This is a genomic window from Amycolatopsis sp. NPDC005003 (assembly GCF_053600695.1).
This window is the reverse complement of the sequence record NZ_JBSGAI010000013.1, coordinates 100,381-126,868: the sequence shown is the minus strand read 5'-3', so window position 1 is coordinate 126,868 and position 26,488 is coordinate 100,381. Positions and strand designations below refer to the sequence as shown.

General features: G+C 71.1%; 26 protein-coding genes and 1 tRNA gene. 14 read left to right on the top strand and 13 right to left on the bottom strand.

The annotated features are described in order from the left end of the window. Window positions 1–6: 6 nt before the first annotated feature. From ACWED2_RS17535 to ACWED2_RS17520, 4 genes are all read left to right on the top strand, one after another. Window positions 7–927 carry a GNAT family N-acetyltransferase gene (locus ACWED2_RS17535; protein WP_449691517.1) on the top strand — a complete coding sequence of 307 codons (921 nt, stop codon included), beginning with the start codon at window positions 7–9 and terminating at the stop codon, window positions 925–927. Between the two features lie 124 nt (window positions 928–1,051). After that, window positions 1,052–1,750 carry an ABC transporter ATP-binding protein gene (locus tag ACWED2_RS17530; protein ID WP_449691516.1) on the top strand — a complete coding sequence of 233 codons (699 nt, stop codon included), beginning with the start codon at window positions 1,052–1,054 and terminating at the stop codon, window positions 1,748–1,750. Then, a complete protein-coding gene (locus ACWED2_RS17525; RefSeq protein ID WP_449691515.1) occupies window positions 1,747–3,645 on the top strand; it encodes a YhgE/Pip family protein in 1,899 nt (632 codons plus the stop codon). Before ACWED2_RS17530 ends, ACWED2_RS17525 begins: the two co-directional genes overlap by 4 nt. Further along, window positions 3,642–4,214: a TetR/AcrR family transcriptional regulator gene (locus tag ACWED2_RS17520; protein WP_449691514.1), complete on the top strand. Its 573-nt coding sequence runs from the start codon at window positions 3,642–3,644 to the stop codon at window positions 4,212–4,214. The genes ACWED2_RS17525 and ACWED2_RS17520 overlap by 4 nt, the downstream gene beginning before the upstream one ends. Here the strand turns inward: ACWED2_RS17520 and ACWED2_RS17515 are convergent. Then, entirely contained in the window at window positions 4,211–4,930 is a 720-nt protein-coding gene (locus tag ACWED2_RS17515) for an AraC family transcriptional regulator (RefSeq protein WP_449691513.1), read from the bottom strand. The two genes, ACWED2_RS17520 and ACWED2_RS17515, sit on opposite strands and share 4 nt — an antisense overlap. Window positions 4,931–5,011: 81 nt before the next feature. On the opposite strand from ACWED2_RS17515, the gene ACWED2_RS17510 reads away from it, so the two are divergent. Further along, window positions 5,012–5,923 carry an NADP-dependent oxidoreductase gene (locus ACWED2_RS17510; protein WP_449691512.1) on the top strand — a complete coding sequence of 304 codons (912 nt, stop codon included), beginning with the start codon at window positions 5,012–5,014 and terminating at the stop codon, window positions 5,921–5,923. Window positions 5,924–6,364: 441 nt separating this feature from the next. Here the strand turns inward: ACWED2_RS17510 and ACWED2_RS17505 are convergent, their stop codons facing one another. The 3 genes from ACWED2_RS17505 to polA all read right to left on the bottom strand — a co-directional run bounded on the left by ACWED2_RS17505 (window position 6,365) and on the right by polA (window position 11,440). Beyond that, window positions 6,365–7,966, bottom strand: a complete 1,602-nt coding sequence (locus ACWED2_RS17505) for a trypsin-like peptidase domain-containing protein (RefSeq protein WP_449691511.1) — start codon at window positions 7,964–7,966, stop codon at window positions 6,365–6,367. Between the two features lie 102 nt (window positions 7,967–8,068). Continuing rightward, window positions 8,069–8,608, bottom strand: a complete 540-nt coding sequence (locus ACWED2_RS17500; RefSeq protein ID WP_449691603.1) for an EF-hand domain-containing protein — start codon at window positions 8,606–8,608, stop codon at window positions 8,069–8,071. A gap of 90 nt (window positions 8,609–8,698) precedes the next feature. Continuing rightward, a complete protein-coding gene (gene polA, locus ACWED2_RS17495; protein WP_449691510.1) occupies window positions 8,699–11,440 on the bottom strand; it encodes a DNA polymerase I in 2,742 nt (913 codons plus the stop codon). A gap of 62 nt (window positions 11,441–11,502) precedes the next feature. On the opposite strand from polA, the gene ACWED2_RS17490 reads away from it, so the two are divergent. Further along, window positions 11,503–11,943 (top strand): PaaI family thioesterase, encoded by a 441-nt coding sequence (locus ACWED2_RS17490; protein WP_072480163.1) that lies wholly within the window; start codon window positions 11,503–11,505, stop codon window positions 11,941–11,943. Between the two features lie 5 nt (window positions 11,944–11,948). Next, on the top strand, window positions 11,949–12,920 hold the full coding sequence (locus tag ACWED2_RS17485; protein WP_449691509.1) for a LysR family transcriptional regulator: 972 nt from the start codon (window positions 11,949–11,951) through the stop codon (window positions 12,918–12,920). Here the strand turns inward: ACWED2_RS17485 and ACWED2_RS17480 are convergent. Further along, complete coding sequence (locus ACWED2_RS17480) at window positions 12,886–13,656, bottom strand: alpha/beta hydrolase family protein (protein WP_449691508.1); 771 nt, start codon at window positions 13,654–13,656, stop codon at window positions 12,886–12,888. The genes ACWED2_RS17485 and ACWED2_RS17480 overlap by 35 nt on opposite strands. Before the next feature lie 547 nt (window positions 13,657–14,203). Between ACWED2_RS17480 and ACWED2_RS17475 the strand changes: the two genes are divergently transcribed. The 5 genes from ACWED2_RS17475 (at window position 14,204) to ACWED2_RS17455 (ending at window position 19,032) form a co-directional block, all read left to right on the top strand. Further along, window positions 14,204–15,361 (top strand): branched-chain amino acid ABC transporter substrate-binding protein, encoded by a 1,158-nt coding sequence (locus ACWED2_RS17475; protein WP_449691507.1) that lies wholly within the window; start codon window positions 14,204–14,206, stop codon window positions 15,359–15,361. A gap of 111 nt (window positions 15,362–15,472) precedes the next feature. Further along, entirely contained in the window at window positions 15,473–16,435 is a 963-nt protein-coding gene (locus ACWED2_RS17470; protein WP_176171421.1) for a branched-chain amino acid ABC transporter permease, read from the top strand. Further along, window positions 16,432–17,559: a branched-chain amino acid ABC transporter permease gene (locus tag ACWED2_RS17465; protein ID WP_449691506.1), complete on the top strand. Its 1,128-nt coding sequence runs from the start codon at window positions 16,432–16,434 to the stop codon at window positions 17,557–17,559. The genes ACWED2_RS17470 and ACWED2_RS17465 overlap by 4 nt, the downstream gene beginning before the upstream one ends. Further along, window positions 17,556–18,329, top strand: a complete 774-nt coding sequence (locus tag ACWED2_RS17460; protein WP_449691505.1) for an ABC transporter ATP-binding protein — start codon at window positions 17,556–17,558, stop codon at window positions 18,327–18,329. The genes ACWED2_RS17465 and ACWED2_RS17460 overlap by 4 nt, the downstream gene beginning before the upstream one ends. Then, window positions 18,319–19,032 carry an ABC transporter ATP-binding protein gene (locus ACWED2_RS17455; RefSeq protein ID WP_449691504.1) on the top strand — a complete coding sequence of 238 codons (714 nt, stop codon included), beginning with the start codon at window positions 18,319–18,321 and terminating at the stop codon, window positions 19,030–19,032. Before ACWED2_RS17460 ends, ACWED2_RS17455 begins: the two co-directional genes overlap by 11 nt. A 45-nt stretch (window positions 19,033–19,077) precedes the next feature. Here the strand turns inward: ACWED2_RS17455 and ACWED2_RS17450 are convergent, their stop codons facing one another. Further along, a complete protein-coding gene (locus ACWED2_RS17450) occupies window positions 19,078–19,599 on the bottom strand; it encodes a hypothetical protein (protein ID WP_449691503.1) in 522 nt (173 codons plus the stop codon). A 34-nt stretch (window positions 19,600–19,633) separates the two neighbouring features. Further along, window positions 19,634–20,248, bottom strand: a complete 615-nt coding sequence (locus ACWED2_RS17445; RefSeq protein ID WP_013227937.1) for an ANTAR domain-containing response regulator — start codon at window positions 20,246–20,248, stop codon at window positions 19,634–19,636. A gap of 178 nt (window positions 20,249–20,426) precedes the next feature. On the opposite strand from ACWED2_RS17445, the gene ACWED2_RS17440 reads away from it, so the two are divergent. After that, window positions 20,427–20,500 (top strand) — tRNA-Leu (locus ACWED2_RS17440). A gap of 379 nt (window positions 20,501–20,879) precedes the next feature. Here the strand turns inward: ACWED2_RS17440 and ACWED2_RS17435 are convergent. The 6 genes from ACWED2_RS17435 to ACWED2_RS17410 form a co-directional block, all read right to left on the bottom strand. After that, a complete protein-coding gene (locus ACWED2_RS17435; RefSeq protein WP_449691502.1) occupies window positions 20,880–21,512 on the bottom strand; it encodes a response regulator transcription factor in 633 nt (210 codons plus the stop codon). Continuing rightward, on the bottom strand, window positions 21,509–22,699 hold the full coding sequence (locus ACWED2_RS17430; RefSeq protein WP_449691501.1) for a sensor histidine kinase: 1,191 nt from the start codon (window positions 22,697–22,699) through the stop codon (window positions 21,509–21,511). Before ACWED2_RS17430 ends, ACWED2_RS17435 begins: the two co-directional genes overlap by 4 nt. An 80-nt stretch (window positions 22,700–22,779) precedes the next feature. Then, window positions 22,780–23,916 (bottom strand): ABC transporter substrate-binding protein, encoded by a 1,137-nt coding sequence (locus ACWED2_RS17425; RefSeq protein WP_449691500.1) that lies wholly within the window; start codon window positions 23,914–23,916, stop codon window positions 22,780–22,782. A gap of 184 nt (window positions 23,917–24,100) precedes the next feature. Further along, the gene (locus ACWED2_RS17420) at window positions 24,101–24,481 is read right to left on the bottom strand and encodes a nuclear transport factor 2 family protein (protein WP_449691499.1); all 381 of its coding nucleotides are present in this window, start codon (window positions 24,479–24,481) and stop codon (window positions 24,101–24,103) included. Between the two features lie 27 nt (window positions 24,482–24,508). Next, complete coding sequence (locus tag ACWED2_RS17415; RefSeq protein ID WP_449691498.1) at window positions 24,509–24,931, bottom strand: nuclear transport factor 2 family protein; 423 nt, start codon at window positions 24,929–24,931, stop codon at window positions 24,509–24,511. A gap of 2 nt (window positions 24,932–24,933) precedes the next feature. Then, on the bottom strand, window positions 24,934–25,740 hold the full coding sequence (locus ACWED2_RS17410; RefSeq protein ID WP_449691497.1) for an MBL fold metallo-hydrolase: 807 nt from the start codon (window positions 25,738–25,740) through the stop codon (window positions 24,934–24,936). Window positions 25,741–25,856: 116 nt separating this feature from the next. Here ACWED2_RS17410 and ACWED2_RS17405 point away from each other — a divergent pair, with 116 nt between their 5' ends. Continuing rightward, window positions 25,857–26,321: a MarR family winged helix-turn-helix transcriptional regulator gene (locus ACWED2_RS17405; RefSeq protein WP_449691496.1), complete on the top strand. Its 465-nt coding sequence runs from the start codon at window positions 25,857–25,859 to the stop codon at window positions 26,319–26,321. The last annotated feature ends 167 nt before the right edge of the window (window positions 26,322–26,488 follow it).

The following is a 26,488-nucleotide window of genomic DNA, read 5'->3' as shown; positions in this document are numbered from 1 at the left end:
GGAACCGTGGAAATCGCCGAACCGCTGCTCGCCGCGCACCGGGCGCGCTTCGCCGCCGTCGACGCGCTGCTGCCGCCCGCCGCACCACCGGCCGACGGCGAGCGCCTGGACGCGGCCACCGCGGACGGCACGCAGGTCACCGGGGTGCTGCAGCGGCAGCGGCTCGCGCCCGGCGACGTCCCGATGCTGTGGTCGGCCGCCGACACGTGGCAGCTCTTCCCGTACTTCGGCGACACCGGCACCGAAGGCGCAGACCTCCTGCTGCGCGCGCTGAAGGCCCGGTTGTCCTCGGAAGCGGTCGGCGACGACTCGGCGTGCGTGGTCGTCTGGCCCAGCCGGGACGCCGAGGCGATCCGCGCCTTCCTCGACCACGGTCTCGTGCCGCTGTCGGCGGTCGGCGTGCGCACCGCTCCCCCGCCCGAGGCTGAGGCGGGGACCACCGTCCGGCGGGCCGGGCCCGGCGACTTCGACGCGGCGCTCGAGCTGGCGACGGCGACGTTCGACTACACCGGGCTCGTCGCCTCGCCGCGCCGCGACAACACCGCCGAGCTGCTGGCGCCCTCCCTGCGCGACGCCCTCGCCGCGGACGAACCGGCCGTCTGGCTGGCCGAGGCGGACGGGGAGCTGCGCGCGTTCGCCCAGTGCGCGTGGCTCGACGCGGTCCCGGGCAGCGAGGCGGGCGAGCTGCTCCCGCCGGGGCGCTGGGGGTACGTGAACAACGTCGTGACCGCGCCCGGTGAGCGCGGCGGCGGGTTCGGCCGGGCGCTGATGGCCCACGTGCACCGGGAGCTGCACCGCGGCGGCGCGATCCACACGTACCTGTACTACAACCCGACCAACCCGCTGTCCTCGGTGTTCTGGCACCGGCAGGGTTACCGTCCGCTATGGACGACGTGGGAGGTGCGCCCGGCGACGGCGCTGCGGTGAGGCGGCGCCCCCGGTGAGTCACTCACCAGTGTGACGTGCGTCCGGTGATCTTGCCGCCACCACCCGCCAGGACTAACTTTTGAACTGACCGGTCAGTTCAAAAGTTCGCGAAGCGGGAGAAACCGTGCAGGTCCGAGCCGATCGGGTGTCCCTCGAGGGGCACCACGGCACCTTGTTGCCACCCACCTCACTGACCGTCGGCGAGGGCGACCTGGCGATCGTGCACGGCGAACCCGGCGTCGGCGTCACGGCGTTCGGCCTCGCGCTGGCCGGACGGCTGAAGCCGAGCACCGGCACGGTGCACGCCGAGGGCGTCGACGCGCCCCTGACCGAGCTCGTCGCCGTCGTCGACGCCCCCGGCGTCAGCGAACCGGACCACGCGCTGCCCCTGCGCGTGGTCGCCGGCGAAGAGCTGGCGCTGGCCCACCGCCCGGCGGGCAAGGAGGACGTGGCCCGCTGGCTCGCCGGCCACGACGCCGCGCCGTTCGCCGGCACACGCTTCGAGAACCTCGCCCCCGCGCTGCGCACGCGGCTGCTCACCGAGCTGGCCGCCGAGCGCAAGGGCGTTCGCGTGCTCGTGCTCGACACGCCCGACCGGCACACCAGCGATGTCGGCAGCTGGGCGGCGCTCGCGCGCGAGCTGGCCGAGCGCGGCCTTGCTGTCGTCGTGCTGGCCGCGACCACCCCGCTGTCCGCGCTGCCGGTCGTCCCCGCGGTCCTCGGCGCGACCGAGCAGCCCGCGCCGCAGCACTGTGCCTCTTCCAAGACTGCCCCCGAACCCACCGAAGAGCTCACCGAGAGCACTGACGGAGTCCCCGAATGAACGCCTTCCGGATCGCGCGCAACGAACTGCGCCGCCTCTCCGCCGGCACCCTGCCGAAGCTCGCGCTGGTCGCGCTCGTGCTGGTGCCGCTGCTCTACGCGTCCTTCTACCTCTACGCGAACTACGACCCGTACGGCCGGCTCGACAAGCTGCCCGCCGCGGTCTTCACCAGCGACACCGGGGCCAAGGACTCGAGCGGCCAGGAGCGCAACGTCGGCCGCGAAGTGACCGACGAGCTGGTCAAGTCCGGCACCTTCCAGTGGCACGAGGTGTCCGAGCAGGAGGCCCGCGACGGCGTCCGCGACGACAAGTACTCGTTCGCCATCGGCATCCCGAGCGGCTTCTCCGCCGCGCTGCTGTCGGTCGGCAACTTCCAGCCGCAGCAGGCGACGATCACGCTGACCACCAACGACGCCAACAACTACCTCTCCGGCACGATCGCCAAGCAGGTCGCCGAGCAGGTGCGCAAGACGATCGCGGAGAAGGTCGGCAGCGAGGCCGCGGACCGGTTCCTGGTCGGTTTCTCCACGATCTACGGCAAGATCCAGGAGGCCGCCACCGGCGCCGCGCAGCTCGCCGACGGCGCCGGGCAGCTCAAGACGGGCCAGCAGAAGCTGGCCGACGGCGCGGCGAAGCTCGCGGACGGCTCCTCGACGCTGGCGACCGGCCTCGGCACGCTCAAGAGCGCCACCGCGTCCCTGCCGTCGCAGACGCAGCAGCTCGCCAACGGCGCTTCGCAGGTGGCCGCCGGTGACCAGAAGGTCGCCGACGCCGCTTCGATCGCCGCGACGGCGTCGTCCGACATCCAGGGCAAGCTCGACTCCTACCGCAGCCAGTTGCAGACCGACCTGCGCGCCGCGGGTGTCCCCGACGCGCAGGTGCAGACGATCCTGGCGAAGGCCGACCAGCTGCGCTCCCCCGTCGACCAGGCCAACGGCAAGATCCAGCAGGCCAACAGCGACCTCGCGAAGCTGGCCGACGGCGCCCGTCAGGTGTCCGACGGCGCGGCCAAGCTGGCCGCGGCGTCCCCGCAGCTGGCGAGCGGCATCGCGCAGGCGTCCGACGGCGCGAACCAGCTGCGCGACGGGGCGTCCCAGCTCAGCGACGGCGAGAAGACCGCCGTCAACGGCACCAACCAGCTCGCGGACGGCGCGGTGAAGCTGCGCGACGGGCTCGCGGCCGGGCTCAAGCAGATCCCGAACCCCGACGACCCGACCCGCTCGGCGACGGCCACCACGATCGCGGACCCGGTGGCGGTGAACGCCAACGGCGAGGCGTCGGCGGGCACGTACGGCGCCGGCCTCGCGCCGTTCTTCATCTCGCTGGCCACCTGGATCGGCGCGTTCGTGCTGTTCCTGATCCTGCGCCCGCTCTCGACGCGCGCGCTGACCGCGGGCGCGTCGCCGTTCCGGGTCGCGGTCGGCGGCTGGCTGTCCTCGGCACTGCTGGGCGCCGCGCAGGTGGTCGTCCTGTTCGGCGCGGTGACGTGGCTGGTCGGCATCCACATCGCGCACCCGCTGGAGGCGATCGGGTTCGCGGTGCTGGTGTCGCTGACGTTCACGTCGGTGGTGCACGCGCTCAACGCCTTCTTCGGCGCGGTCGGCAAGTTCCTCGGCCTGGTGCTGCTGGTGCTGCAGCTGGTGAGCGCGGGCGGCACGTTCCCGTGGCAGACGATCCCGGACGCGCTGTACCCGCTGCACGTGGCGCTGCCGATGGGGTACGCGATCGACGGCTTCCGCCACCTGTTCTACAGCGGCGCCTCGACGGGACGGCTGCTCGGTGACATCGGGGTGCTGCTGGCCTACCTGGCAGGCGGGCTCCTGGTGTCCACTTTGGCCGCCCGCAAGCGTCGCGTTTGGACGGTGTCCGCGCTCAAGCCCGAGCTGAGCCTGTGAGCGGCGGGACGAAGCAGAAGCTCTTCGAGGCGACGTTGGAGCTCTCGAAGAGCCGGGGCCTGGTGGGCCTGACGGTCGACGACATCGCGGCGGCGGCCGGTGTCGCGAAAGGCACGGTGTACTACAACTTCGGGTCGAAGGACGGCCTGGTCGACGCCTTGCTGCGCTACGGCGTCGACATGCTGGCCGGCCGGCTGCGGGCCGCGGTGTCTTCCGGTGATCCGCTGGACGTGATCGAGGCCCAGGTGGACACGACGCTGGAGTTCATCGCGCAGTACCCGGGGTTCTCGCAGATCCTGGTGAGCGAGCTGTGGCGGACGCCGGGCCAGTGGCACGGAACGCTGTCGCTGCTGCGCGAGGAGATCATCTCGATCGTGAAGGAGCAGCTGTCGCGCCTGGAGGCGGCGGGGCGGCTGCCGGAGGGCGTGCAGATCCCGACGGCGGCGGCCGGGCTGTTCGGCACGATGCTGGTGGTGGCGCTGGACTGGCAGGTGTTCGGGCCGCAGCGGACCCGGGCCGAGGTGCGGGACGCGGTGATGGTCCTCATCCGCGGCCTGGGCCGCCGCTAACCGCGGCGCGCGTTCGCGCGGTACCGGCCCGGCGTCTGGCCGACGAGCTCGGTGAAGGCGTCGATGAAGCTGCCCGGGTTCGCCCAGCCCAGCCGGGTCGCCGTGGCGGTGACCGAAGCGCCGTCGCAGAGTTCGAGCAGGGACCGCTGCACGCGCAGCAGCGTGCGCCACTGGTGGAAGGACATCGACAGCTCGCCGCCGAACAGCCGGCTGAGGGTGCGGTCGCTCGAGCCGGTCCGGCGGCCCAGCTCGGCCAGCGTCGCCGGGCTCGCCGGATCGGCGTGCAGCAGGTCGGTGACGGCCTTGAGGCGCGGGTCGGCAGGTTCCGGGAGGCGCAGTGGTTCCTGCTCGGCGCGGGCGAGCTCGGTGAGGACGACCTCGAGCAGCAGCCGGGCGCGCGGGCTGCCGTCCGGCTCGGTGTGCATCGCCAGGCAGGCCTCGCGCAGCAGCGGGCTGGCCGCGAACACCGTGGGCCGGGCCGGCAGGCGCCCGGCCTGCGCCGCCGGAACGCTGAGCAGGCGGACGACGGTCGCGCCGTGCGCGCGGCTGCGGTGGACGTGGAACGGCGGCACCCAGGTGATGCGGTTCGCCGGGGCCACCCAGGTGCCGGCCGCGGTCGTGGTGACCAGTGCGCCGGTGGCGGCGTACCGGAGCTGGCCGAAGTCGTGGGAGTGCGGGGCGACGTCCTCGCCGTGGGCCAGTGGCTCGCAGGTCACGGTCCCAGCATAGGCGGGTTTTCGGAAAAACCCGGCGGGACACCGGTGGTACGCCCGCGCGGTGCCGATCATCGTGGAGGCATGCGAACGATCACCCAGCACACGTACGGCGGTCCCGAGGTCCTCACCATCGTGGACGCCCCCACCCCTGCGCCCCGGCCCACCGAAGTCCTCGTCCGGGTCTCGGCGATCGGCCTCAATCCCCTCGAGCCGCGCCTGCGCGCCAGCGAATTCCCGTTGCTGGGCCGGCCGCCGTTCGTGCTGGGCTGGGACATCAGCGGCGTGGTCGAAGCGGCGCAGACCTGGCGCTTCCGCCCCGGCGACGAGGTGTTCGGGATGCCGCTGTTCCCCCGGGCGGCCGGCGGGTACGCCGAGTTCGTCGCCGCACCGGCGTTGCACCTGGTGCCCAAGCCGGCGGCCCTTTCCCACGTCGAGGCGGCGGCGTTGCCGATCGTCGGGCTGACGGCATGGCAGGGACTCGTCGACCTCGGCGGCGTGACCGAGGGCGACCGCGTGCTGATCCACGGCGGTGGCGGCGGCGTCGGCCACGTGGCGATCCAGCTCGCGAAGTCGCTGGGGGCGTACGTGATCACCACTGCGCGCGGGGACAAGCGCGAGTTCGTTTCGGAGCTGGGCGCGGACGAGGTCGTCGACCACGACTCCGCGGTCGACGACGTCGATCTGGTGCTCGACACGCTCGGGGGCGAGACCGCTTGGCGCTCGCTCGAGGTGCTCCGGCCGGGCGGTCACCTCGTGACGGCGGTCGCCGACGAGGACACGGAGCTCATCGCGAAGGCCGAGGCGGCCGGGCTGCGGTTCAGCGGCATCGCGGTCGAGCCGGACCCGGTTGCGCTGCGGGGACTGGTCTCCCTGGTCGAAGCCGGGAAGCTGCGGGTGCACGTGGCGGAGACGTTCCCGTTTTCGCAGGTCGCCGACGCCCATCGGCGGCTCGAGCGGGGGAATCTGCGGGGGAAGGTCGTGCTCACCGTCTGATCCCGCGGCTCGCGGGGGCGCCCCCCGGTTTCCACGCTACCGGACGGCACCGACAATTCCGGGCGCCGGAAAGCCACTCGGCCGCTGGCCCGCGGGGGCGCCCCCCGGTTCTCACGCTACCGCCTGGCACCGACGATCCGGCGCCCGGAACACGGATCGGCCGCGGTTGTCCACAACCGGGTCGGCCGGGGTGTTCCCACACCCCGGTCAGCCGCTGTTGTCCACACCCGGACCAGCTGCGGTTGTCCCACACCCCGGTCAGCCGTGGTTCTCCACAACCCGGATCAGCCGCGGTCGTCCCACACCCGGATCGGCCGCGGTTGTCCACAATTCGGATCAGCCGCGGTCGTCCCACGCCCGGATCGGCCGCGGTTCTCCACAACCCGGATCAGCCGCGGTCGTCCCACACCCGGGTCAGCCGCGGTTTCTCCACACCCCGGGTCAGCCGCGGTCCTCGATCCTCGCCCGGACCGCCGCCGCGTAGGTGTCGACCGCCGTTGCCGCTGCCGTCAGCTCGCAGGGGCCGTCGATCAGCAGCCTCTTCGCCGGGATGTACGCCTGCTCGATCTCCGGGTCGCCCACCAGTCCTTGCTCGCGGGCCAGCTCGACGTCTCCCGCCAGCCGGGCGCGCAGTTCCTCGCGGCGGGCGACCAGGCCGTCGAGCACCGCGCGCTGGCGGCGGCCGTCCTCCACCGCCGGGGCCACCGCGTGCTCGTGGCTGTCGATGTGGCGCTCCACCCACTCCGCGTCGCCGTCCACCTCCGCCGACCGGAGCTGCTTCAGCGCGCCCTTCAGCCGCTGGGCCCGAGCCGGCAGCATCGCGACGCCCGTGAAGCGCGTTGCCACGCGCAACTGGTACGCCTCGATCTCCGCCAGCTCCGCCACCGCCTGGGTGAGCACCTCCAGGCGGCCGGCGAGGTCGTCCGGGGCCGGGCGGGCCTGGCCCGTGCTCGCCCGGACCGCCGCCACCCCCGGCGACGACTGCTCGCGGAACCCCAGCAGCAGGCGGAGGCCCAGCTCGGCCGCGCGGCCGGCCAGCGGGGCCAGCACCTCGCCGACGAGCCGGTCTGGCTCCGCCGAGTCGTCGATCCCGTCGACGACCAGCGTGCGGCCCGCGACGCCGGTGGTGAGCCGGTCCGCGATGCGGTGGCGGACCGCGTCGGCCGTGCGGCCCGTCGCGTCGACCGCCAGGTCCACGCTGCCCGGCGGCGGCACCTCGCCGAGCGCCGGCGGCAGGCCGGGCACGCCGAGGGAACGTTCCCGGTCGGCGAGCACGATCCCGAACCGCAACGCCGCGGCGACGGGCGAGCCGGCCTCGCCGGTGTCGACGACCCAGACCGTCCCCGGCTCGGCCTTGGCGAACCAGTCGGCGACGCGCTGCACGAACGACACGTCGACGGCCTCGCCGACCGGGCGCGAGAAGCTCGCGTCGACCGCCGGGCTGCCGGACGCCCAGAGGCTCAGCTGCGGCAGGTGCCCGAGCATGGTCTCGACCGGCACCATCCAGGTGCCGGTGTCCTTGCCGACGACCATGCCGACCACGTGGCCGGTCGCCTCGTCGATCACCGCCGTGCCGCCGAAGCCGGGGCCGAGCGGTTCGGCCTCGGCCGTGCGGAAGAGGCGGACCCACTCGCCGCCGGTCTGCTCCGGGCCGCCGAGCCGGGCGTGCGTCCAGCGGCCGACCGAGCCCGGCGGGAAGCCGAACGCGCGGACCAGCTGGTGCTCGCCGAGGGGCATGCGGTGCAGCGGGGCGCGGAACACGCGGGATTCGGGACGTTCCAGGCGCAGCAGCGCGAGATCGCCGTGGCCGCCGCCGTCGGAGGGCACCCAGCAGCCTTCGACGACGCTCGCGGCGCCGGGCATGGCTTCGGCCAGGCCGACGAAGTCGACGCTCAACGCGGATCGCGGCCCACCGGCGGACTCGACGACGTGCGCGCTCGTGAGCACGTGGTACTCGTCCAGTACCGTGCCCGCTCCGCACACCCGGCCGAGTTCGTCGTGCAACCGGACCCGCCAGCGTCGTCGCTCACGCTCGAACCCCATTCGGCGGACCCTACGCCGTGATCGCCGCGCGCCGCCGCCGACCTCCCTACCCAGGGGTAATGGCTCACCCGAACGGAGTCATCCGTTCGGCACAACGCGCGTTCAGAAGCGGCCGAACACGCGACTGCCGGGCGCGGCCGGGTCGTCGCCGGCCCAGAACTCGAACCAGTGCCGGGAGAACTCCTCGCGGGACAGGCGGCCGTCGCCGTCGGAGTCGAGGAGGGCGAAGACATCACCGGACGGCGTGCCGACGCCGTTCCACGCCGCGATGAGGCGGTCGTACTCGGCGGCGGAGATGACGCCGTCGCCGTTTTCGTCGACGGCCTCGAACATCGCCTCGGCCGTGCCGGTGACCGCACCCGGCATCGCCGGCAGCTCGTCGACGACCTGGAGGACCTGGTCGAGGCTGACCTTTCCGCCGCCGCCCGCGGCGGTGTCGAGGGTGCCCCACCAGCCCATCATGACGGCGGCGAGCTTCTGCCCGTCCGGCGTGCTCGCGTCGGTGCCGCGGACGTCGAGCCACCGCGCGGTGAGCGCGCGGAAGTCCGCCTCCGTCAGGAATCCGTCGCCGTCGGCGTCCATGGCGCCGAAGACGCCGGAGATCTTGCGCCGCTGGAAGTCACTGGCCATGGCGCCCAGCATCGCCGCGGCGCGGGACACGCGACGACGTCCGCCCGAGTACTTCCGCGCCACGACCCGGTGATCCGGGCCGTGACGCAGAGCGAACAACTCCTAATGCGCGGCTTCGTTCCAGGACCGGCCGTAGCCGACCGAGACCTCGAGCGGCACCGCCAGGGCGTACGCCGAGCCCATGCCTTCGCGCACCAGCCGCTCCAGCTGCTCCTTCTCCCCTTCGGCGACCTCGAGCACCAGTTCGTCGTGGACCTGCAGCAGGATCCGGCTCTTCAGCTTCGCCTCGACCAGCGAGCGGTGGACGTTGAGCATCGCGACCTTGATGATGTCCGCCGCGCTGCCCTGGATCGGGGCGTTCAGCGCCATCCGCTCGGCCATCTCGCGGCGCTGGCGGTTGTCGCTGTTGAGGTCCGGCAGGTAGCGGCGGCGGCCGAAGATCGTCTCCGTGTACCCGCACTTGGCCGCTTCGCCGACCACCGAGTGGAGGTAGTCGCTGATGCCGCCGAAGCGGGCGAAGTACGCCTCCATCTGCTCCTTGGCTTCCTCGGTGGAAATCCGCAGCTGCTGCGAAAGCCCGTACGCCGACAGCCCGTACGCGAGGCCGTACGACATCGCCTTGACCCGGTAGCGCAGCTCCGGCGTGATCTCCTCCGGCGGCATCGAGAACGCCCGCGACGCGACGAACGTGTGCAGGTCTTCGCCGGAGTTGAACGCCTCGATCAGGCCCTCGTCCTTCGACAGGTGGGCCATGATCCGCATTTCGATCTGGCTGTAGTCCGCGGTCATCAGCTCGGTGTAGCCCTCGCCGACGACGAAGGCGTCGCGGATGCGGCGGCCCTCTTCGGTGCGGACCGGGATGTTCTGCAGGTTCGGCTCGGTCGAGGACAGCCGCCCGGTGGCCGCGATGGTCTGCAGCAGCGTGGTGTGGATGCGGCCGTCGTCGGCGACGGACTTGATCAGGCCCTCGACGGTGGTGCGCAGCTTGGTCGCGTCCCGGTGCTCCAGCATGTGCTGCAGGAACGGGTGCTCGGTCTTCTCGAACAGGCCCTGCAGCGCCTCGGCGTCGGTGGTGTAGCCGGTCTTGGTGCGCTTGGTCTTCGGCATGCCGAGCTCGTCGAAGAGGACGACCTGCAGCTGCTTCGGCGAGCCGAGGTTGATCTGCTTGCCGATCACCGCGTACGCCTCTTCGGCGGCCTGCGTGACGCGCGAAAGGTAGTGCGCCTCCAGCGAAGTCAGCTGCTCGAGGTCGACGGCGACGCCGGCGATCTCCAGCTCGGTGATGACTTCCAGCAGCGGCAGCTCCAGCTCGGCGAGCAGCTTCGCGCCGCCGATCTGCTCCAGTTCCTTCTCGAGCGCGCCGGCCAGCTCGAAGATCGCGCGGGCCTTCACCAGCTCGTCCTGGATCTCCTTCTGTTCCAGGCCTTCCGCGCCGCCGTCGAGCAGGGAGAGCTGGCCGTCGCCGCCGTCGGTCTCCGAGCGCAGCTCGCGGTGCAGGTAGCGCAGGGCGAGGTCGTCCAGCTCGAACGTGCGCTGGCCGGGCCGCACGAGGTACGCGGCGAGCGCGGTGTCCATGGCGAGCCCGGCGAGCGCCCAGCCGCGGGCGCGGATCGCGTGCAGCGGGACCTTGAGGTCGTGGCCGGTCTTGCGGATCGCCGGGTCGGCGAGCCACGCGGCCAGCGCCGCGTCGTCGGCCTGGTCCATGGCCGTGACGTCGACGTACGCGCCTTCGCCGTCGGCCGTGGCGAAGGCGATCGCGCGCAGGTCGGCCCGGACCGACGTGCCCACCGCGCGGAAGGACAGGGCCACCGGCTCCCCCGCGCCGGTGTGCGCGGTCAGCCACGCGCCCAGCGCGCCGGGCGCCAGCGCGGCCCCCGAGACCTCGAAGCCTTCGTCGGCCTCCGGCTCGGCGCTCTGCAGCGTCGCGAACAGCCTGTCGCGCAACACGCGGAACTCGAGCTCGTCGAACAGCGCGTGCACGGCCTCGCGGTCCCACGGGCGCAGCTCCAGCCCGGACGGCGCGATCTCGAGCTCGACGTCGCGGATCAGCTCGGTGAGCTGGCGGTTCAGCTGGACCGAGGACAGGTGCGCCCGCAGTGCCTCGCCGACCTTGCCCTTGACCTCGTCCACGCGGTCGATCAGGTCGCCGAGCGAGCCGAACTGCTTGATCCACTTGGCCGCGGTCTTCTCGCCGACGCCCGGGATGCTCGGCAGGTTGTCCGACGGGTCTCCGCGCAGCGCGGCGAAGTCCGGGTACTGCTGCGGGGTGAGCCCGTACTTCTCCTCGACGGCGTCCGGGGTGAACCGGGTCATCTCCGAGACGCCGCGCTTCGGGTACAGCACGGTGACGTGCTCGGTGACCAGCTGCAGCGCGTCGCGGTCGCCGGTACAGATGAGAACGTCGAAGCCGTCGGCCGTCGCCTGCGTCGTGAGCGTGGCGATGATGTCGTCGGCCTCGAAGTTCTCCTTCACCAGCGACGGGATGCCGAGCACCTGGAGAACGTCCTTGACCAGGTCCACCTGGCCGCGGAACTCGTCCGGCGTCGTGCTGCGGTTCGCCTTGTAGTCGGCGTACGTCTCCGAGCGGAACGTCTTGCGCGAGAGGTCGAACGCCACCGCGAGGTGGGTCGGCGCTTCGTCGCGCAGGAGGTTGATGAGCATCGAGGTGAAGCCGAAGACCGCGTTCGTGACCTGGCCGGTCTTCGTCCTGAAGTTCTCCGCGGGCAGGGCGAAGAACGCGCGGTAGGCCATCGAATGGCCGTCGATCAGCAGCAGCTTCGGCCGCTCGGCGACAGTGGTGTTTCCTGTGGCGTTGGCAACGGTCGTCTTCTCACTCGGGCTCACGGGCCCGAGTCTAGGCTGAGGGTCCGACACTCTTACGTGTCGCATAGGAACAGGAGCTTTGCGTGACGGACAGTGCCGCCCCCATCGACGTGGAGCGGCTGTCGGGCATCGACCCGGCGGCGGCGGACCAGCAGCTGAACGACAAGGTCGGGATGAAACTGCTGGAGGCGACGGCCGAGCGGGTGGTCGGCACGATCCCGGTCGAGGGCAACCTCCAGCCGTACGGCCTGCTGCACGGCGGCGCCAACGCCGTGCTCGCCGAAGCGCTGGGCTCGACGGTCGCCGCGCTGAACGCGGGCCCGGACCGCGCGGCGATGGGGCTGGAGCTGTCCTGCACGCACCACCGGGCCGTCCGCTCGGGCACGGTCACCGGCGTGGCGACGCCGCTGCACGTCGGCCGCGGCACGATCACCGCGGAGATCGTGCTGACCGACGACGAGGGCCGCCGCACCTGCACCGCCCGGCTCACCTGCGTGGTCCGGGACCGGCCGCCGGGCGCCTGAACCCCGTGGACCTCGACGTCGCCCAGGTCCGCGCCTTCGTGGTGACCGCGGAGCAGCGGCACTTCGGGCGGGCCGCCCAGTCGTTGTTCCTCACCCAGCAGGCGTTGTCGAAGCGGATCCGGAAGCTCGAAGACGCGCTCGGCACACCGTTGTTCCTGCGCACGCCCCGCTCGGTCGAGCTGACCGCCGACGGCGAGCGGTTCCTCCCGCACGCGCGCGAACTGGTGCGGGTGGCCGACGCCGCGGTGGCCGCGATGGGCGCCGAAGACCGGCCGCTGCGCCTCGACCTGGTCGACCACCGGCTCTCCCCGATGTACCTGCTCCGCCGGCTGGCCGCGCACGAGCCGGGGCTGCGCATCGACCGGGTCGCCGGCCGCGGGTTCGCGAACGCGATCGACCCGCTGCTGTCCGGGGAGCTCGACGCCGCGTTCGGCCGGGTCACCGGCTGCGGGCGGCCGCTGCCGGACGAGCTGGAGCACCGGCCGGTCCGGCTCGAGCCGCTGGTCGCCCTGCTGGCGCCGGAGCACCCGCTGGCCGTGCAGGACGTGCTGCGCCTCGACGAGCTGCGCACCGACGGGATCTGGCTGCCCGGGCTCGGCGGGCCGGCCGAGTGGCTGTCCTACCTCGAGGAGCTGTGCGACGAGTTCGCCGTGCCGATCGACGACTCCGGCGTCAGCTACGACCTGCGGCACACCTTGGAACAGACGCGGTACGGCAATCGGCGGGTCACCCTGGCCGGCGCCGACATGGAGCTCGCGCCCGACCTCAACCTGAAGGTGCTGCCGTTCGAGCCGTCGCCGCTGTTCCCGTGGTCGCTGGTCTGGCGGCGGGGCAAGGCGCACCCGGCGCTGCGGCGGCTGCTGGCCGTCGCGGGGCGCACCAGCCGCGAAGAGAACTGGTGCGCCTACGACCCGGAGCACGCCTGGCTGCCGCCCGGCGACGTCAGCCTCGCAACCGCCGCGCGAACCACTCGCTGAACGCGGCGTCGACGCCGGCCGCGGCCGGCGTCCCGGGCGGGAACTCGTGCGCCATCCCGTCGACGGTCACCAGCTCGGCCCCCAGCTTCGCGTGCAGCGCCGCCGCGGGCTCGCGCACGGCGACGTCGTCGTCCGTGCCGGTGACCAGCAGCAGCGGCGCGGTCAGCTCGGCGGCCCGGTTCACGTAGTCGTAGCGCGCCGCGACCGCGCGGGACCGCTCGGTCCACGCGTACGTCACGCCGAAGCGCCGCTCGTTGGCGGAGATCATCGGCGCGAGCTGGACGACCGGGCTGGCCACCGCCGCGGCCGCGATTCCGGCGTCGCCGCGAGCCAGGACCTCCAGCGCCACGAGCGCGCCCGCCGAGCCGCCGAACAGCCCCAGCGGCCCGGTCGCGCCCGGCAGCCGGTCGCGCAGCTCGGCCAGCGCGGCCGGGAACTCCCCGGCCGCCTGCTCGGTCACCGGCTCGAAGACGTTGAGGACGGCGTCCTCGCTCGCGCGCCGGAAGACCTCCCCGGGACCGCCCTCGGGCAGCCGTGCCCCGGAGAGCGGGAGCCCCAGGTACACGCGCCACGCCTGCAGGCCCGCCATCGGGACCGCCTCCGCCATCGCGCGTTCGCTCGACGGCGCGTCCATCAGGTGCCAGCCCGCCACCAGCGCCGCCGGCGCGTCCGGGGCCGCCGGCGGCACCGCCACGAACGGCACTCCCGCGGCGACGCCCTCGATCGTCTCGCTCATTCGTCTCCCTCTCTCTCGGCTGTCTTCAGCGAACCGCTGGGGAGGGGAGCGGGTCCAACAGCCGTTCCGGCGGCCACGACAACCGTTGGTTGTGATGGCCGGGCCGGACAGGTGTACTTTCGGGCAGTCCTCGAGCGGGGGGGTGGTCTGTTCGGCCGCCCGAACCGGACGTAAGGTGCATCCCTACGGCGGTGCCCGCCCCGGCCGACCCCCGCCAGGGTGAACAGCGGAGCACCGGGAAACGGGTCACCGCCCGGCCACCGAAATGGGCGATGACATACCGGTGAAACATCGCTGTCACCCATTCGCATAACGGGCGCCGATACTTAGCATCGCTGCGTGACCAGCAGCGGGTCACAGGGAAACGTCGTTCGCCTTTTCGTGCAATTCGTGTCGGTTGCGATCGTCACGATGTGGACACAGAGTAGTGAGGCCGCCTGTGCACAAGACGGGCGAGAGGGATATCTTCCTGCCCTAACCTAGCCCCTGTGTCGGGGGCAACGCCTACCGGCGGCTGGTTGGTCATGGGAGGTAGTCGGTGTCAGGAGTGCGTTTTGGACGGGTTCTCGCCCTCGCAGCGGCGACGTCGCTCGCGCTGGCGGGCTGCGCCGGTGGCGGCGGCTCGTCGAGCAACAGTGGCGACGCCAGCACGCTGAAGATCGGGTTCATGGGCGACCTGACCGGGGAGAACTCCGGGATCGTGATTCCGCCCAACAACGGCGCCAAGCTCGCCATCGACGAGTACAACGCCACGAACCCCAAGGTCAAGCTCGAGCTGAAGAACTACGACAGCCAGGGCAAGCCGGAGCAGGCCACCTCGCTGGTGCAGACCGCGATCGGGACGGACAAGATCACCGCCCTGATCGGCCCCGCGTTCTCCGGTGAGTCGAAGGCCATCGGCGGCGTCCTCGAGCAGGGCAAGGTCCCGAGCGTGTCGCCGTCGGCGACCAACCCGGGCCTGGCGAAGAACGGCTGGAAGTACTGGCACCGCGTCGTCGCGAACGACAACGACCAGGGCCCGGCCATCGCGAACTTCCTCATCACGGCGAAGTCGCCGAAGAACGCGTACGTCATCTCGGACGACCAGGAGTACAGCGTCGGCCTGGCGGACGCCTTCGAGAAGACGTTCAAGGACAAGGGCATCACGACCGAGCGCGACAAGTTCGCCAAGGACGCGTCGGACTACTCCTCGACCGTCTCGAAGGTCAAGGCCGCGAACCCGGACGTCATCACCTTCGGTGGCTACTACGCCCAGGGCGGCCGTCTGCTCAAGCAGCTCCGCGACGGTGGCGTGAAGGCCATCTTCGCCACCGGTGACGGTTCGCTCGACCCGCAGCTGGTCTCGGGCGCGGGCGCCCAGGCCGCCGAGGGCGCGGTCATCGGCTGCCCGTGCAACATCCCGGACGCCGGTGCCAGCAACGAGTTCGCCACCAAGTACAAGGCCAAGTTCAACGTCGACCCGGCGATCTACGCCACCGAGGGCTACGACGCCGCGACCGCCATCATCAACGCGGTCAAGGCCGGCAACACCACCGGTGAGAAGATCAACGACTTCCTGAAGACGGAAGACTTCAAGGGCGCGTCGAAGCAGGTCAAGTTCAAGGAGAACGGCGAGCCGGAGACGAACGCGATCTACGTGTACCAGGTCGTCGGCGGGGTCATCAAGAACCTCGGCGCCTCGACCGAAGCCAAGATCAACGGCTGACGGAGCTAGTTAACACCTAACGGGAGCGGGGGCGCTGTGGACGACCACAGCACCCCCGCTCCCCGCCAATGTGGCGACCATCCTCGCCCCGTCAGGTAAGGCAACTACGTCATGTTCCAAGATCTGCAGAGCCAGTTTCTGGGCAGCACCATCGGCGGCCTGGTAGCCGGCTCCATCTACGCCCTCATCGCCCTGGGCTACACGATGGTCTACGGCGTCCTGCGGCTGATCAACTTCGCCCACTCCGAAATCTTCATGATCGGGACGATGACGTCCCTGTTCATCCTCGTCACGATCGCGCCGACGGCGCCGTTCACGATCTTCTCGATGATCGGCATCCTGCTCCTGCTGATCGTCGCCTCCGCGCTGGTCTCCGGCGGTTCGGCGATCGTGCTCGAACAGCTCGCCTACCGGCCGCTGCGCAAGAAGGGCGCGACCCGGCTCGCCGCCCTGATCTCGGCGATCGGCGCCTCCCTGTTCCTGCAGGAGGCCTTCGGCCTCAAGATCATCCCCTGGCTGTTCGACAAGCCGGGCCGCGTCCAGCAGTCCGCGCCGCGGTTCGTGCCGCACGAGGAGCTGTTCCGGATCGGCAACGGCGTCGTGCGCACCGACCACGTCTTCGTGATCATCGGCGCGGTCATCGTGATGGTGGTGCTGGACCAGCTGGTCAGCCGCACCCGGATCGGCCGCGGTATCCGCGCCACGGCGCAGGACCCCGAAGCCGCCGTGCTGATGGGTGTCAGCATCGACCGGATCGTCCGCATCACGTTCCTGCTCGGCGGGGCCATGGCCGGTGTCGCGGCCGCCCTGTTCGTCATGGAGTACGAGAACACCGACTACCGCATCGGCTTCCTGCTCGGCATCAAGGCGTTCACCGCCGCAGTGCTCGGCGGCATCGGCAACCTGCGCGGCGCCCTGCTCGGCGGGATCGTGCTCGGCCTGGTCGAGAACTGGAGCTCCATCTTCCTCGGCTCGGCCTGGAAGGACGTCACCGCCTTCGTCGTCCTGGTGCTGGTCCTGATGTTCCGGCCCACCGGCATCCTCGGTGAATCGCTGCAGCGGGCACGCGCATGAAGGGCGAAGAAGTGGCTACCAGCAACGGAAAGCCCGCACGCGGCGGGTTCCACCCCGTCGACGCGATGCGGGACTGGTGGGCGGATGCCCCGCAGTGGCAGCGTTACGGTGTCTATATCGCCCTGATCGTGTTCGCGCTGATCCTGCCCGCCCCCTGGATCGGGGCGTTCATGTCGCCGGACTCGGACTGGACGACGGTGCTGATCTTCCCGGTCGGCACGTACATCCTGCTCGCCGTCGGCCTCAACATCGTCGTCGGCCACGCCGGCCTGCTGGACCTCGGGTTCGTCGCGTTCTTCGCGATCGGTGCCTACACCTGGGCGTCCATCGGCACGTCGTACGGGTGGTCGTACTGGCCGACGGTGGTGCTCGGCATCTTCCTGGCGTCGATCTCCGGTGTCATCCTCGGCGCCCCGACGCTGCGGCTACGGGGTGACTACCTCGCGATCGTGACGCTGGGCTTCGGGGAGATCGTCCGGATCACCGCGAACAACACCGACGCCATCGGCGGGGCCCGCGGCATCACGAACGTGCCGCACCCGGAGCCGATCTTCGGGGTCGAGTTCTTCCTCGACCCGGCGCCGTACTACTACCTGATGCTGTTCGCGATCGCGCTCGTCGTCACCTTCTCGGTGCGGCTCAACAAGAGCCGCGTCGGCCGGGCGTGGGCGGCGATCCGCGAAGACGAGGACGCGGCCGAGCTGATGGGCGTGCCGACGTTCAAGTTCAAGCTGCTCGCCTTCGCGATCGGCGCGATGATCGGTGGTTTCGCCGGCACGATCTACGCCAGCAAGGCCGTGTTCATCGAGCCGAACAACTTCCCGTTCATCCTGTCCGCGACCATCCTGGCCGCGGTCGTGCTCGGTGGCTCCGGCAACCTGCCCGGTGTCATCCTCGGCGCGTTCGTGATCGCGTGGCTGCCCGAGCGGTTCCGGTTCCTCTCCGAGTACCGCATCCTCATCTTCGGCTTCGTGCTGGTGCTGATGATGGCCCTGCGGCCGGAGGGTCTGCTGCCGTCCCGGCAGCGCAAGGCCGAACTACGGGAAGGAACCGGCGGCATGGGTGCCATGGGCGCCGAGGTGGCCGGACCGGACTCCGAAGCGTCGGCGGAGGTCGCCAAGTGAACACCCTGCTCGAGTTCGACAACGTGACCATGCGCTTCGGCGGCGTGACCGCCCTGCGCGAGGTCAACATCAGCATCAACGAAGGCGAGATCTTCGCCCTCATCGGCCCGAACGGCGCGGGCAAGACCACGGTGTTCAACGTGATCACCGGCGTCTACCGGCCGACCGAGGGCCAGGTCCGCTTCGACGGCGACCGCATCGACGGGATGAAGCGGTTCCGCGTCACCAAGCGCGGCATCGCCCGGACGTTCCAGAACATCCGGCTGTTCCACAACATGACGGCGCTGGAGAACGTCATGGTGGGCGTCGACGCCCACCACAAGACGGGCGCGATCGGCGCGACCCTCGGCCTGCCGTGGCACCGCAAGGAAGAGAAGCACGGCCGCGAGGTGGCCCGGGAGCTGCTCGACTTCGTCGGCATCGGCCGGGTCGAGCACAACGTCGCGAAGAACCTCTCCTACGGCGACCAGCGCCGGCTGGAGATCGCGCGGGCACTGGCCACCGACCCGAAGCTGCTGCTGCTCGACGAGCCGGCCGCGGGCATGAACCCGGCGGAGAAAAACTCCCTCCAGGAGCTGATCCGCAAGATCCGGGACGACGGCCGCACGGTGCTGCTCATCGAGCACGACATGGGCCTGGTCATGCACATCAGCGACCGGCTGGCGGTGCTCGACTTCGGGCAGAAGATCGCAGAAGGGCTGCCGCACGAGGTGCAGAACAACCAGAAGGTGATCGAGGCGTACCTGGGGGTGTCCGAAGATGCTTCTTGAGGTCCAGGACATCAACGTCCACTACGGCAAGATCGCGGCCCTCAAGGGCATGAGCATCCAGGTCGGCGAGGGTGAGATCGTCTCCCTCATCGGGGCCAACGGCGCCGGCAAGACCACGACGCTCAAGACGATCTCCGGGCTGCGGCCGCTGACCAGCGGGCGGATCCTGTTCAACGGCCAGGACATCTCGAAGACCCCGGGGCACAAGCGCGTGCTGCTCGGGATCGGCCAGTCACCGGAAGGCCGGGGCGTGTTCCCCGGCATGACGGTGCAGGAGAACCTCCTGATGGGTGCCTACACCCGCAAGGACGACCTGAAGGCCGACCTCGACGAGGTCTACGAGCTGTTCCCCCGGTTGAACGAGCGCAAGACGCAGTTCGGCGGCACCATGTCGGGCGGCGAGCAGCAGATGATCGCCATCGGCCGCGCGCTGATGACGAAGCCGAAGGTGCTGCTGCTCGACGAGCCGTCGATGGGCCTGGCGCCGATGCTGATCGCGCAGATCTTCGACATCATCCGCGAGATCAACAAGCGCGGGACGACGGTGCTGCTGGTGGAGCAGAACGCCCAGCAGGCGCTGAAGCTGTCGGACCGGGCGTACGTGCTCGAAACCGGCCGCGTGGTGCAGAGCGCGCCGGGGCACGAGCTGCTCAACGACCCGAAGGTGCGGGCCGCCTACCTCGGTGGCGACCTCGGCGTCTGAGTGCTGTTTCGGAGGGGCCCGGCGTTCTCTCGCCGGGCCCCTTTCTCATAGCTTGATGTCGGTGCCGGTGAGGTTCTTCATGTCGGTGATGGTGGGCCCGCCGAAGGCTTTCACCGCGACCGGCTTGCGGTCCTTGGGGATGTCCCAGTAGAGGTCGAACTCGACGCGCACGCCGTGCCCGAGGTCGAACTGGCCGGGCTGGCGCTTGATCAGCATGGCCTGCTCTTCCGGCGGGTGCGTGGCGCCCTGGTCGTCGACGAGCAGCTGCCGCCCGGTGTCGAACAGGACGCTGGAGGTGCCGGTGTTGGTGACGACGAGCCGCAACCGCACGAACTGGCCCTTGGCGGGGAACTCGGTGTGACTCCCGGTGATGCTGGGCAGCCCGGCGGCGAGGCCGATCAGGGTGAATTCGGTGTCGCCGTTCTTGGCGGGCGGCAGCTTGAGAGCGGTCTCGTCGGGCCGGACCTGCCGCGGCGGCAGCTCGTAGGTGGTCGGCGCGGGCGTGCTCGGGGCCGCTTCGCACCCGGTCAGCAGCATGAGGGCGACAACGGCCGGCAGCAGTTTCACCTGGGTGATTCTGCCTGCCGGCCGTCGGTTGCGGCTAGCTCCCGATGCTCTCGACGACGGCCTCGGCGACGGCCTTCATGGTGGTCCGCCGGTCCATGGCGGTGCGCTGGATCCACCGGAAGGCATCGGGCTCGGTGAGCCCCTGCCGGCTCATGAGCAGGCCCTTGGCGCGGTCGATGACCTTCCGCGTCTCGAGCCGGTCGGTGAGCCCGGCAACCTCGGCCTCAAGGGCCTGCAGCTCGGAGAACCGGCTGACGGCGAGCTCGATGGCGGGCACGAGGTCCCGCTTGGCGAACGGCTTGACGAGGTAGGCCATGGTCCCGGCATCCCGCGCGCGTTCGACCAGGTCTCGCTGGCTGAAGGCGGTGAGGATGACCACGGGAGCGATCCGGTCCCCGGTGATCTTGGCCGCGGCTTCGATGCCGTCGAGCTTGGGCATCTTGACGTCGAGGATCACGAGATCGGGCTTGAGGTCGGTGGCAAGCGAGATGGCCTGTTCGCCATCCCCGGCCTCCCCGACGACCTCATAGCCCTCTTCACGCAGCATTTCGACAAGATCAAGCCGGATGAGAGCCTCGTCTTCCGCGACGAGCACCCGACGCTGCGGCACGGTGGCGGCACCGTTGGCCTCGGTAGCCTGATCGGTCACCGGGGTCCTCCTGAAGACTCGGCGGGACAGTCGGTTTCGCGGGTTCCGCGAACCTGAAGCCTACCGGGAACGATCCAGAAGCAGAGATGGCGTTCACCACGTAGTGGCGGGCATGACACTCCGATCCCGGCCCCGGGAGCGGACGAGGCCCGGTGATCCCGTAGAGTCACGACGTCACGCCCCCGTAGCCCAACTGGCAGAGGCAACGGATTCAAAACCCGTCCAGTGTGAGTTCGAATCTCACCGGGGGCACCCGAAGCAATCACATCAACGTCAGCCTGCGGCTTCGCCTTTCTGACGACTTCCTTGTCCGCTGCGGCCGTGGCGACCTCCTCGATCCTGTCGCGGTGAGTAACTCCGGTGGTGCCTGCCGACGAGACCCCAACGCGTCGGCAGGCGGTCAACCCGGGTGCGCCGCCCACGTCTCGCGCAGCGCGCTGGCCGGGATGATCCGTAGAGGCCGGCTCGCCCGATCGTCCACGCTGACCGATCATCGGGCGCCTCGTCGCCGACGCGGCCGCTCGACCACCGCCCCAGGGATCGGGTGCGTCCTCCGCGGTCGGGCGGATGTGGCCAGCCGGCGCGGTGTCATCCTTCGTTGTGGGAAGCCCTTTCCGAGGCAAGCGCGTGCTCAGTCGAGCTCGAGCAGGCCCCGGCGGACGGCTTCCGTCACGGCCGCCGCGCGGTTGGCTGCGCCGAGCTTGCGGTAGAGGCGCACCAGGTGCGTCTTGACGGTTGCCTCGCTGAGGAACAGGGCTTCGGCGATCGCCCGGTTGCTGTGGCCGCTTGCCAGCAGCCGGACGACGTCGAGCTCGCGGGCGGTCAGCTCGGGGTCGGGGCGGACCACCTGCTCGACCAGGCCGCCGACGACCTCCGCGGCGAGGCCGAGGCCGCCGGCGGCCGCAGTGCGGACCGCGCGGAACAGTTCCTCGGGCGGGCCCGCCTTCAGCACGTACCCCCGGGCGCCGGCCTCGAGGGCGCGGACGGCGTCGGCGCGGCCGGCGTAGCTGGTCAGCATCACCACGGGCACCCCGGTGGCCAGCCGGCGGACGGCCTCGACCCCGTCGATCCCGTGGGGCACCCCGGAGAACCGCAGGTCCATCAGGACGACGTCCGGCGCCAGCTGCCCGGCAAGCCGCACGGCCTCCTCCCCGCTGCCCGCCTCGCCGGCCACCTCGAAGCCGTCCTCGCCCTCCAGCAGGGCCCGTAGCCCGGCGCGGACGACGGCGTGGTCGTCGGCGATCAGCAGGCGCAGCGCCGTCATCGGACGCCGGCCGGGACCGGCGGCGCGACCCGCGCGAGCACGGTGGCCGTCACCCGGGTGCCGTGGCCGGGGGCGCTGTCGACGTCCAGCGTGCCGCCGTGGGCCGCGAGCCGCGTGCGGGCGGCGGCCAGGCCGAGACCGCGGCCGGCCCGCGGTGCCGGGGCGGCCGGGTCGAACCCGGCGCCGTCGTCGTCGATCTGCAGTGCGACGGTTTCTCCGTGCCGCCGGAGGGTGACCTGCACGTGCACCGCCCGCGCGTGCTCGCGCACGTTCGCCAGCACGCTCTGGGCCACGCGGAACAGCGTCGCGGCGGTCTGTTCGTCCACTTTGGAGCAATCGTCCGCCTCGAACCGCACGGCGGCGGCCGTCCCGTCCTCCTGGGCGCGAGCGCACAGCAGGCGCAGCGCACCGGCCAAACCGGACTCCTCCAGCGCGGACGGGGTGAGGTCGCGGATGATCCGGCGGGTTTCGGCGAGCTCGTCCTGCAGCCGGTCGGCGACCTCGCGGACCCGGGAGCGTGCGGTGCCGGGATCCGGCCAGTTCCGTTCGGTCGCCTGCAAGGCCAGCACGCTGCCGGCGAGTTCCTGGGCGAGCGAATCGTGCAGGTCACGCGCGATGCGCGCGCGTTCCGCCAGCATCCCGGCGCGGCGCTGCTCGGCCGCCAGCACGTCGCGGGTGCTCCGCAGTTCGTCCACCAGGAGCTGCCGCGCGCGGGCGTCCCGCTGCTGGGCGCGGTAGAGGGCGAGGGTGGCCCACACCGCCACCACCGGGATCACGACCGTCTCCAGCCCGGCCGGGCCGGCGGCCGCGACCTGCCGCCCGACCAGCACGACGGTGATCGCGGCCACCGCGACGGCGCCCGCGCGCCGGTCGAGCACCTGCAGGCACGCACACGCCAGCGGAACGGCGCACCAGACGTAGGCGGCGGTCACCGGCTCCGACGCGATCCCGACGATCAAGGCCCAGACGGCGATCACCGTCGCGGCCCACGCCAGCCGCCACCGGGTGCCCAACCGGCTCGGCTTCAGCGCGTAGACCACCGCGAGCAGCCCGCTGAGCGTGACGATCTCGCCGCACAACGGGCTGTCCAGGGTCGCGAGCCGCACGAGGGCGACGCCGACGACGACGAAGAACACCAGGTGGGTGCCGAGCCGGACACCGCCTGCGGGAGCACTGATCCGGAGCACGGCTGGTCCTCCACGGCGGGTGATCGGTCGGATGATCACCCGCCATCGTAAGGGCCGCCTCCGTGCGGAGCGAGTGAAGCTCAGGCCCCCGGGTGCAGGCCGAGCCAGCCGGGCGAAGGGGCGCCCTGGACCTCGCCGAAGTAGAGCGTGAACGTCTGGCGCCAGCGTTCCACTTCGGCCCGGTCGGCCATGAACCGCGGGAACTCGGCGACGTGCGCGTTCGGGTACTGCCAGACCGGCTTCAGCCCCGCCGGCGGGGTGACGTCGGTGCGCACCGACCAGCCGTTGAACGCCGCCTGCTGCCGCTCGAGCGACAGCGACCAGTTCAAGTACAGCTTGGCGGCGGCGGGGTGCTTCGCCTGCTTCAGGATCGCGGCCCGCTGGCCCCAGGCCATGAACGGGTCGCTGTCGGGCAGCACCCACTTCACCGTCGACGACCCGGAGAGCGTGGAGCCCGAGCCGCCGACACCGACCGGCTTCCGCCCGCTGTTGACCGCCTCGCCGGGCCAGTTGGTGCCGCGGGCGAACTGCATGTTCTGGGCGGCCAGCTTCGCCACCCAGTCCCAGCCGTAGGCCTGCGCGTAGCGGGAGTAGAGGAACAGCACCGCGTCGTCGTCGTTGGGGTAGGAGGACGCGATCCGGCCCGCCCAGGCCGGGTCGACCAGCTCGCGCGGGGTCTTCGGACCGGCCGAGCCGAGCGCCGCGGTGCTGAAGGAGTAGCTGAAGCCGATCACCGCGACGGCGACCCACGCGCCCTGCGGGTCCCGGAAATCACGGTGAAGCTTCGAAAAACCGGCCGGCTTGTAGCGCAGCAAGTGGCCCTGGGCGTTCCAGCGGTCGAAGTCCTGCAGGGTCTGCAGCTGCACGACATCGGGCACGAGCGTGCCGGTGGCCAGCTGATTGTCGACCCGGACGTCGTGGAACTTGCTGTAGTCGACCACGGCGACGAAATCGATGGCCGGGAAGCGTTGCTTGAACGCGGCCCGGATGCCGTCGGCCTGGGACGAGACGTCGCCGCCGGCGTAGACGACGAGCTTGCCGCCTTCGGCGATGGCGTCCTGGTACAGCTCGTCGAGAGACTTGGTCTCCTCGCCCGGGCCCGCGTACCCGGCGGCCGCGGCGGAAGCGGGACCCGAAGTGGCGGCGAGCACACCGAGCCCGAGTGCGGCGCCGGCGCCGGCGGTGAGGACACGTCGTCGGCTGAGGGAGTTGGACACGCTGGGGAACCCTTCTGCTGGTTGGGGTAACGGGGGAAGGTCGCGGGCGCGACCGGTCCACTGTGGCGCGGCCGCGCGTTCCGCCGCGTCGGCCGGACGGCGAGATCGGCCGGCCGGCGGTGGAATCCGGGTTCAACCGAACGGTTGACACCGGTGTTCGGTGAGAAATCGGGCCATCACGGGCCTAGAACATCGTGTTGCTGTTGGCGCTTTCCTCGGGGACTTCCTGGACGACGTCCCAGTGTTCGACGATCTTGCCGTCGGCGATCCGCCAGATGTCGGCCACGGCCATGCCGCGGTCACCGGGCTTGAGGTGCAGGTTGCTGTGGGTGAAGACCAGGTCGTCTTCGGCGAGGGCGCGTTTGATGTCCAGGCGCAGTTCGGGGAACTGACCGCGCAGCCAGTGCACGTAGCCGATGAAGCCCTCGGCGCCGTCGGGAGCGCCGGGGTTGTGCTGGGTGTAGGTGGCGCCGAGATGCGCGGCGGCGGCCTGCTCCGGCTCGCCGTCGTTGAACGCCTGCTCGTAGAACGCGATGACGAGCTTCTTGTTGTCCGCTGTGGACATCTGTCGATCCCTTTCTCGGGTAAGTGGTCAGGCGCCGGGGGTCATGGCGTCGCGCACCAGCGCGGTGTCGACGAACTGCTCGAAGCGCACGATCAGGCCGCCGCGCACGACGAAGTGGTGGGCGACACGCGCGTTGAGGTCCTTGCCGGTGGCGTTGTTGCGGGCGGTGTAGCGGGCCAGGACGACGACGTTCTCGCCATCGACGACGTAGGTGTCGTCGTGTGCGATCCACTCGCTCCAGTCCTTGCCGAGCCGCTCCATCACGTTGCCGGTCACGCCCTCGGGAGTGCGGTAGGTGCCGGCCAGCGGGAAGCCGGCCATCTCGGTCCACTCCACGTCCGGCGCGAGGGTGGCGCGCAAGGCGGCCAGATCACCGGCGGCCGAGGCGAGGTACTGGCGGCGCACCACGTCGGCCGGTGCGCCGCTCGTGGCGGAATCGGTTCCGGTCATGGTCAGCCCCACGTCATCTCGCCCTTGACGACCTTCGGGCCGAGCTGCGCGGCGATCTGCATGCCCGCCTGCGGGTAGGCCTTGAGCAGCTCGTCGGTGGCGGTGGCACCGTCGGGCGCGGCGGCCACGATGCGGCGGAACGCGGCGATGTACTCGCGGGTGTAGGCGATCGCGCTCGCGTCCGCGGCGGCGGAGGGCTGGCGGTGGCCGGGCACCACGAGCGTGGGCTCGAGGCCCTGCATCTCGCTCAGGAGCGCGTCCCAGGCGTCGAGCTGTTCGTCGCGCGGGGTGTCGGCGATCCACACGTGCTCGTCCGCGAACACCAGCACCCCACCGAGGACCGCGCGGTCCTCGGCCTGGTGGAGGTAGGTGCGGTCGGGCAGCGCGGCGGGTGCGCCCTTGAGCTGGAAGGTGTGGCCGGCGAACGTGAGGTCGCCGGTCAGCGGCGCGGTCTCGATCAGCCGGGTGGGCAGGTTCGCGCCCAGCGCGGCCCAGGCCTTGAGCTTGCCCTCGTACTTCTTCGCCATCGCCGCGGCGACCTCGGGCGTGGCCAGGAAGGTCGCGTCGGGGAAGGCGTCGGCGATGACTTCGGCGCCGAAGTAGAAGTCCGGGTCGGCGTGGGAGATGACCACGGTGGTCAGCTGCTGGCCGGCGTCGAGCACGGCGGCGACCAGCCGGTGCCCGTCGGCGCGGGTGAACCCGGCGTCCACCAGCAGCGCTTCGGTCTCACCGGTGACGAGGGTGGCGGTCTTGTTCTTCGATCCGGCCGGGAAATCCCCGTCGATGATCGTGTAGGTGAGGTCCGTCATCACGGTCTCCAAGTACTGCGCAGGGGTGGGCTACGCCGCCACTATACCTTCCTGGTTAGCTAAATCAAGCTAACCAGGAAGGTATCTTCCGGACGATTTGCGCTACTGTGGTCATCGTGGACGACGAACTGCGCGCACTGGTGGAAGACGAGGGAGTGGTGCTGTGGGGCCGGGTGGTGAACCTGCACCGCGCCCTCAACGCCCGGCTGCACACCGACATCCGGGAGGCCAGCGGCCTGGACGGCCCCGAGTTCGAGTTCCTGCTGCGCCTGGCCCGCTTCCCCGGGCCGCGCACGCACGCGAGCAAGGTCGCCGCCCGGATGGGCTACACCTCAGCCGGCACCACCAAGCTCGTCGCCCGGCTCGAGGAGAAGGGCCTGATCACCCGCACCCGCGACCCCGAGGACGGGCGCGCCTTCCAGGTCGCGATGACCGACGAGGGCGAACGGCTGCTGCGCGCGGGCCTCGAAGCCCACATCCCGCGGCTGGACACCGACGTCGTCCAACGCCTGACCACCACCCAGCGCAGGCAGCTGCAAAACCTTCTCGGCCGCATCGACCCAGGCGAAAGAACCCCCTGAATTCCAGCCCCGGCCCACCACGCAGGAACCCGGGAGGTTCCCCGCGAGTGGACCACGTCCACGGGCCGGCCGCGGACGTGGGGCAGCAGCAGGTTCGTCAGAGCACCGACCTGCCACTCCCCCACGTCGTGCAGGCGCCCCGCACTTATCCGGCCGCCGCGTCAGCA

Coding starts and splice junctions, on each gene's coding strand:
- ACWED2_RS17455 (WP_449691504.1), top strand. CDS start 18,319: ATGCTTCTTGAGGTCCAGGACATCAACGTCCACTACGGCAAGATCGCG.
- ACWED2_RS17500 (WP_449691603.1), bottom strand. CDS start 8,608: ATGCTGGGCGCCATGGCCAGTGACTTCCAGCGGCGCAAGATCTCCGGC.
- ACWED2_RS17420 (WP_449691499.1), bottom strand. CDS start 24,481: ATGTCCACAGCGGACAACAAGAAGCTCGTCATCGCGTTCTACGAGCAG.
- ACWED2_RS17525 (WP_449691515.1), top strand. CDS start 1,747: ATGAACGCCTTCCGGATCGCGCGCAACGAACTGCGCCGCCTCTCCGCC.
- ACWED2_RS17480 (WP_449691508.1), bottom strand. CDS start 13,656: ATGAGCGAGACGATCGAGGGCGTCGCCGCGGGAGTGCCGTTCGTGGCG.
- ACWED2_RS17415 (WP_449691498.1), bottom strand. CDS start 24,931: ATGACCGGAACCGATTCCGCCACGAGCGGCGCACCGGCCGACGTGGTG.
- ACWED2_RS17470 (WP_176171421.1), top strand. CDS start 15,473: ATGTTCCAAGATCTGCAGAGCCAGTTTCTGGGCAGCACCATCGGCGGC.
- ACWED2_RS17510 (WP_449691512.1), top strand. CDS start 5,012: ATGCGAACGATCACCCAGCACACGTACGGCGGTCCCGAGGTCCTCACC.
- ACWED2_RS17505 (WP_449691511.1), bottom strand. CDS start 7,966: ATGGGGTTCGAGCGTGAGCGACGACGCTGGCGGGTCCGGTTGCACGAC.
- ACWED2_RS17465 (WP_449691506.1), top strand. CDS start 16,432: ATGAAGGGCGAAGAAGTGGCTACCAGCAACGGAAAGCCCGCACGCGGC.
- ACWED2_RS17435 (WP_449691502.1), bottom strand. CDS start 21,512: ATGACGGCGCTGCGCCTGCTGATCGCCGACGACCACGCCGTCGTCCGC.
- ACWED2_RS17410 (WP_449691497.1), bottom strand. CDS start 25,740: ATGACGGACCTCACCTACACGATCATCGACGGGGATTTCCCGGCCGGA.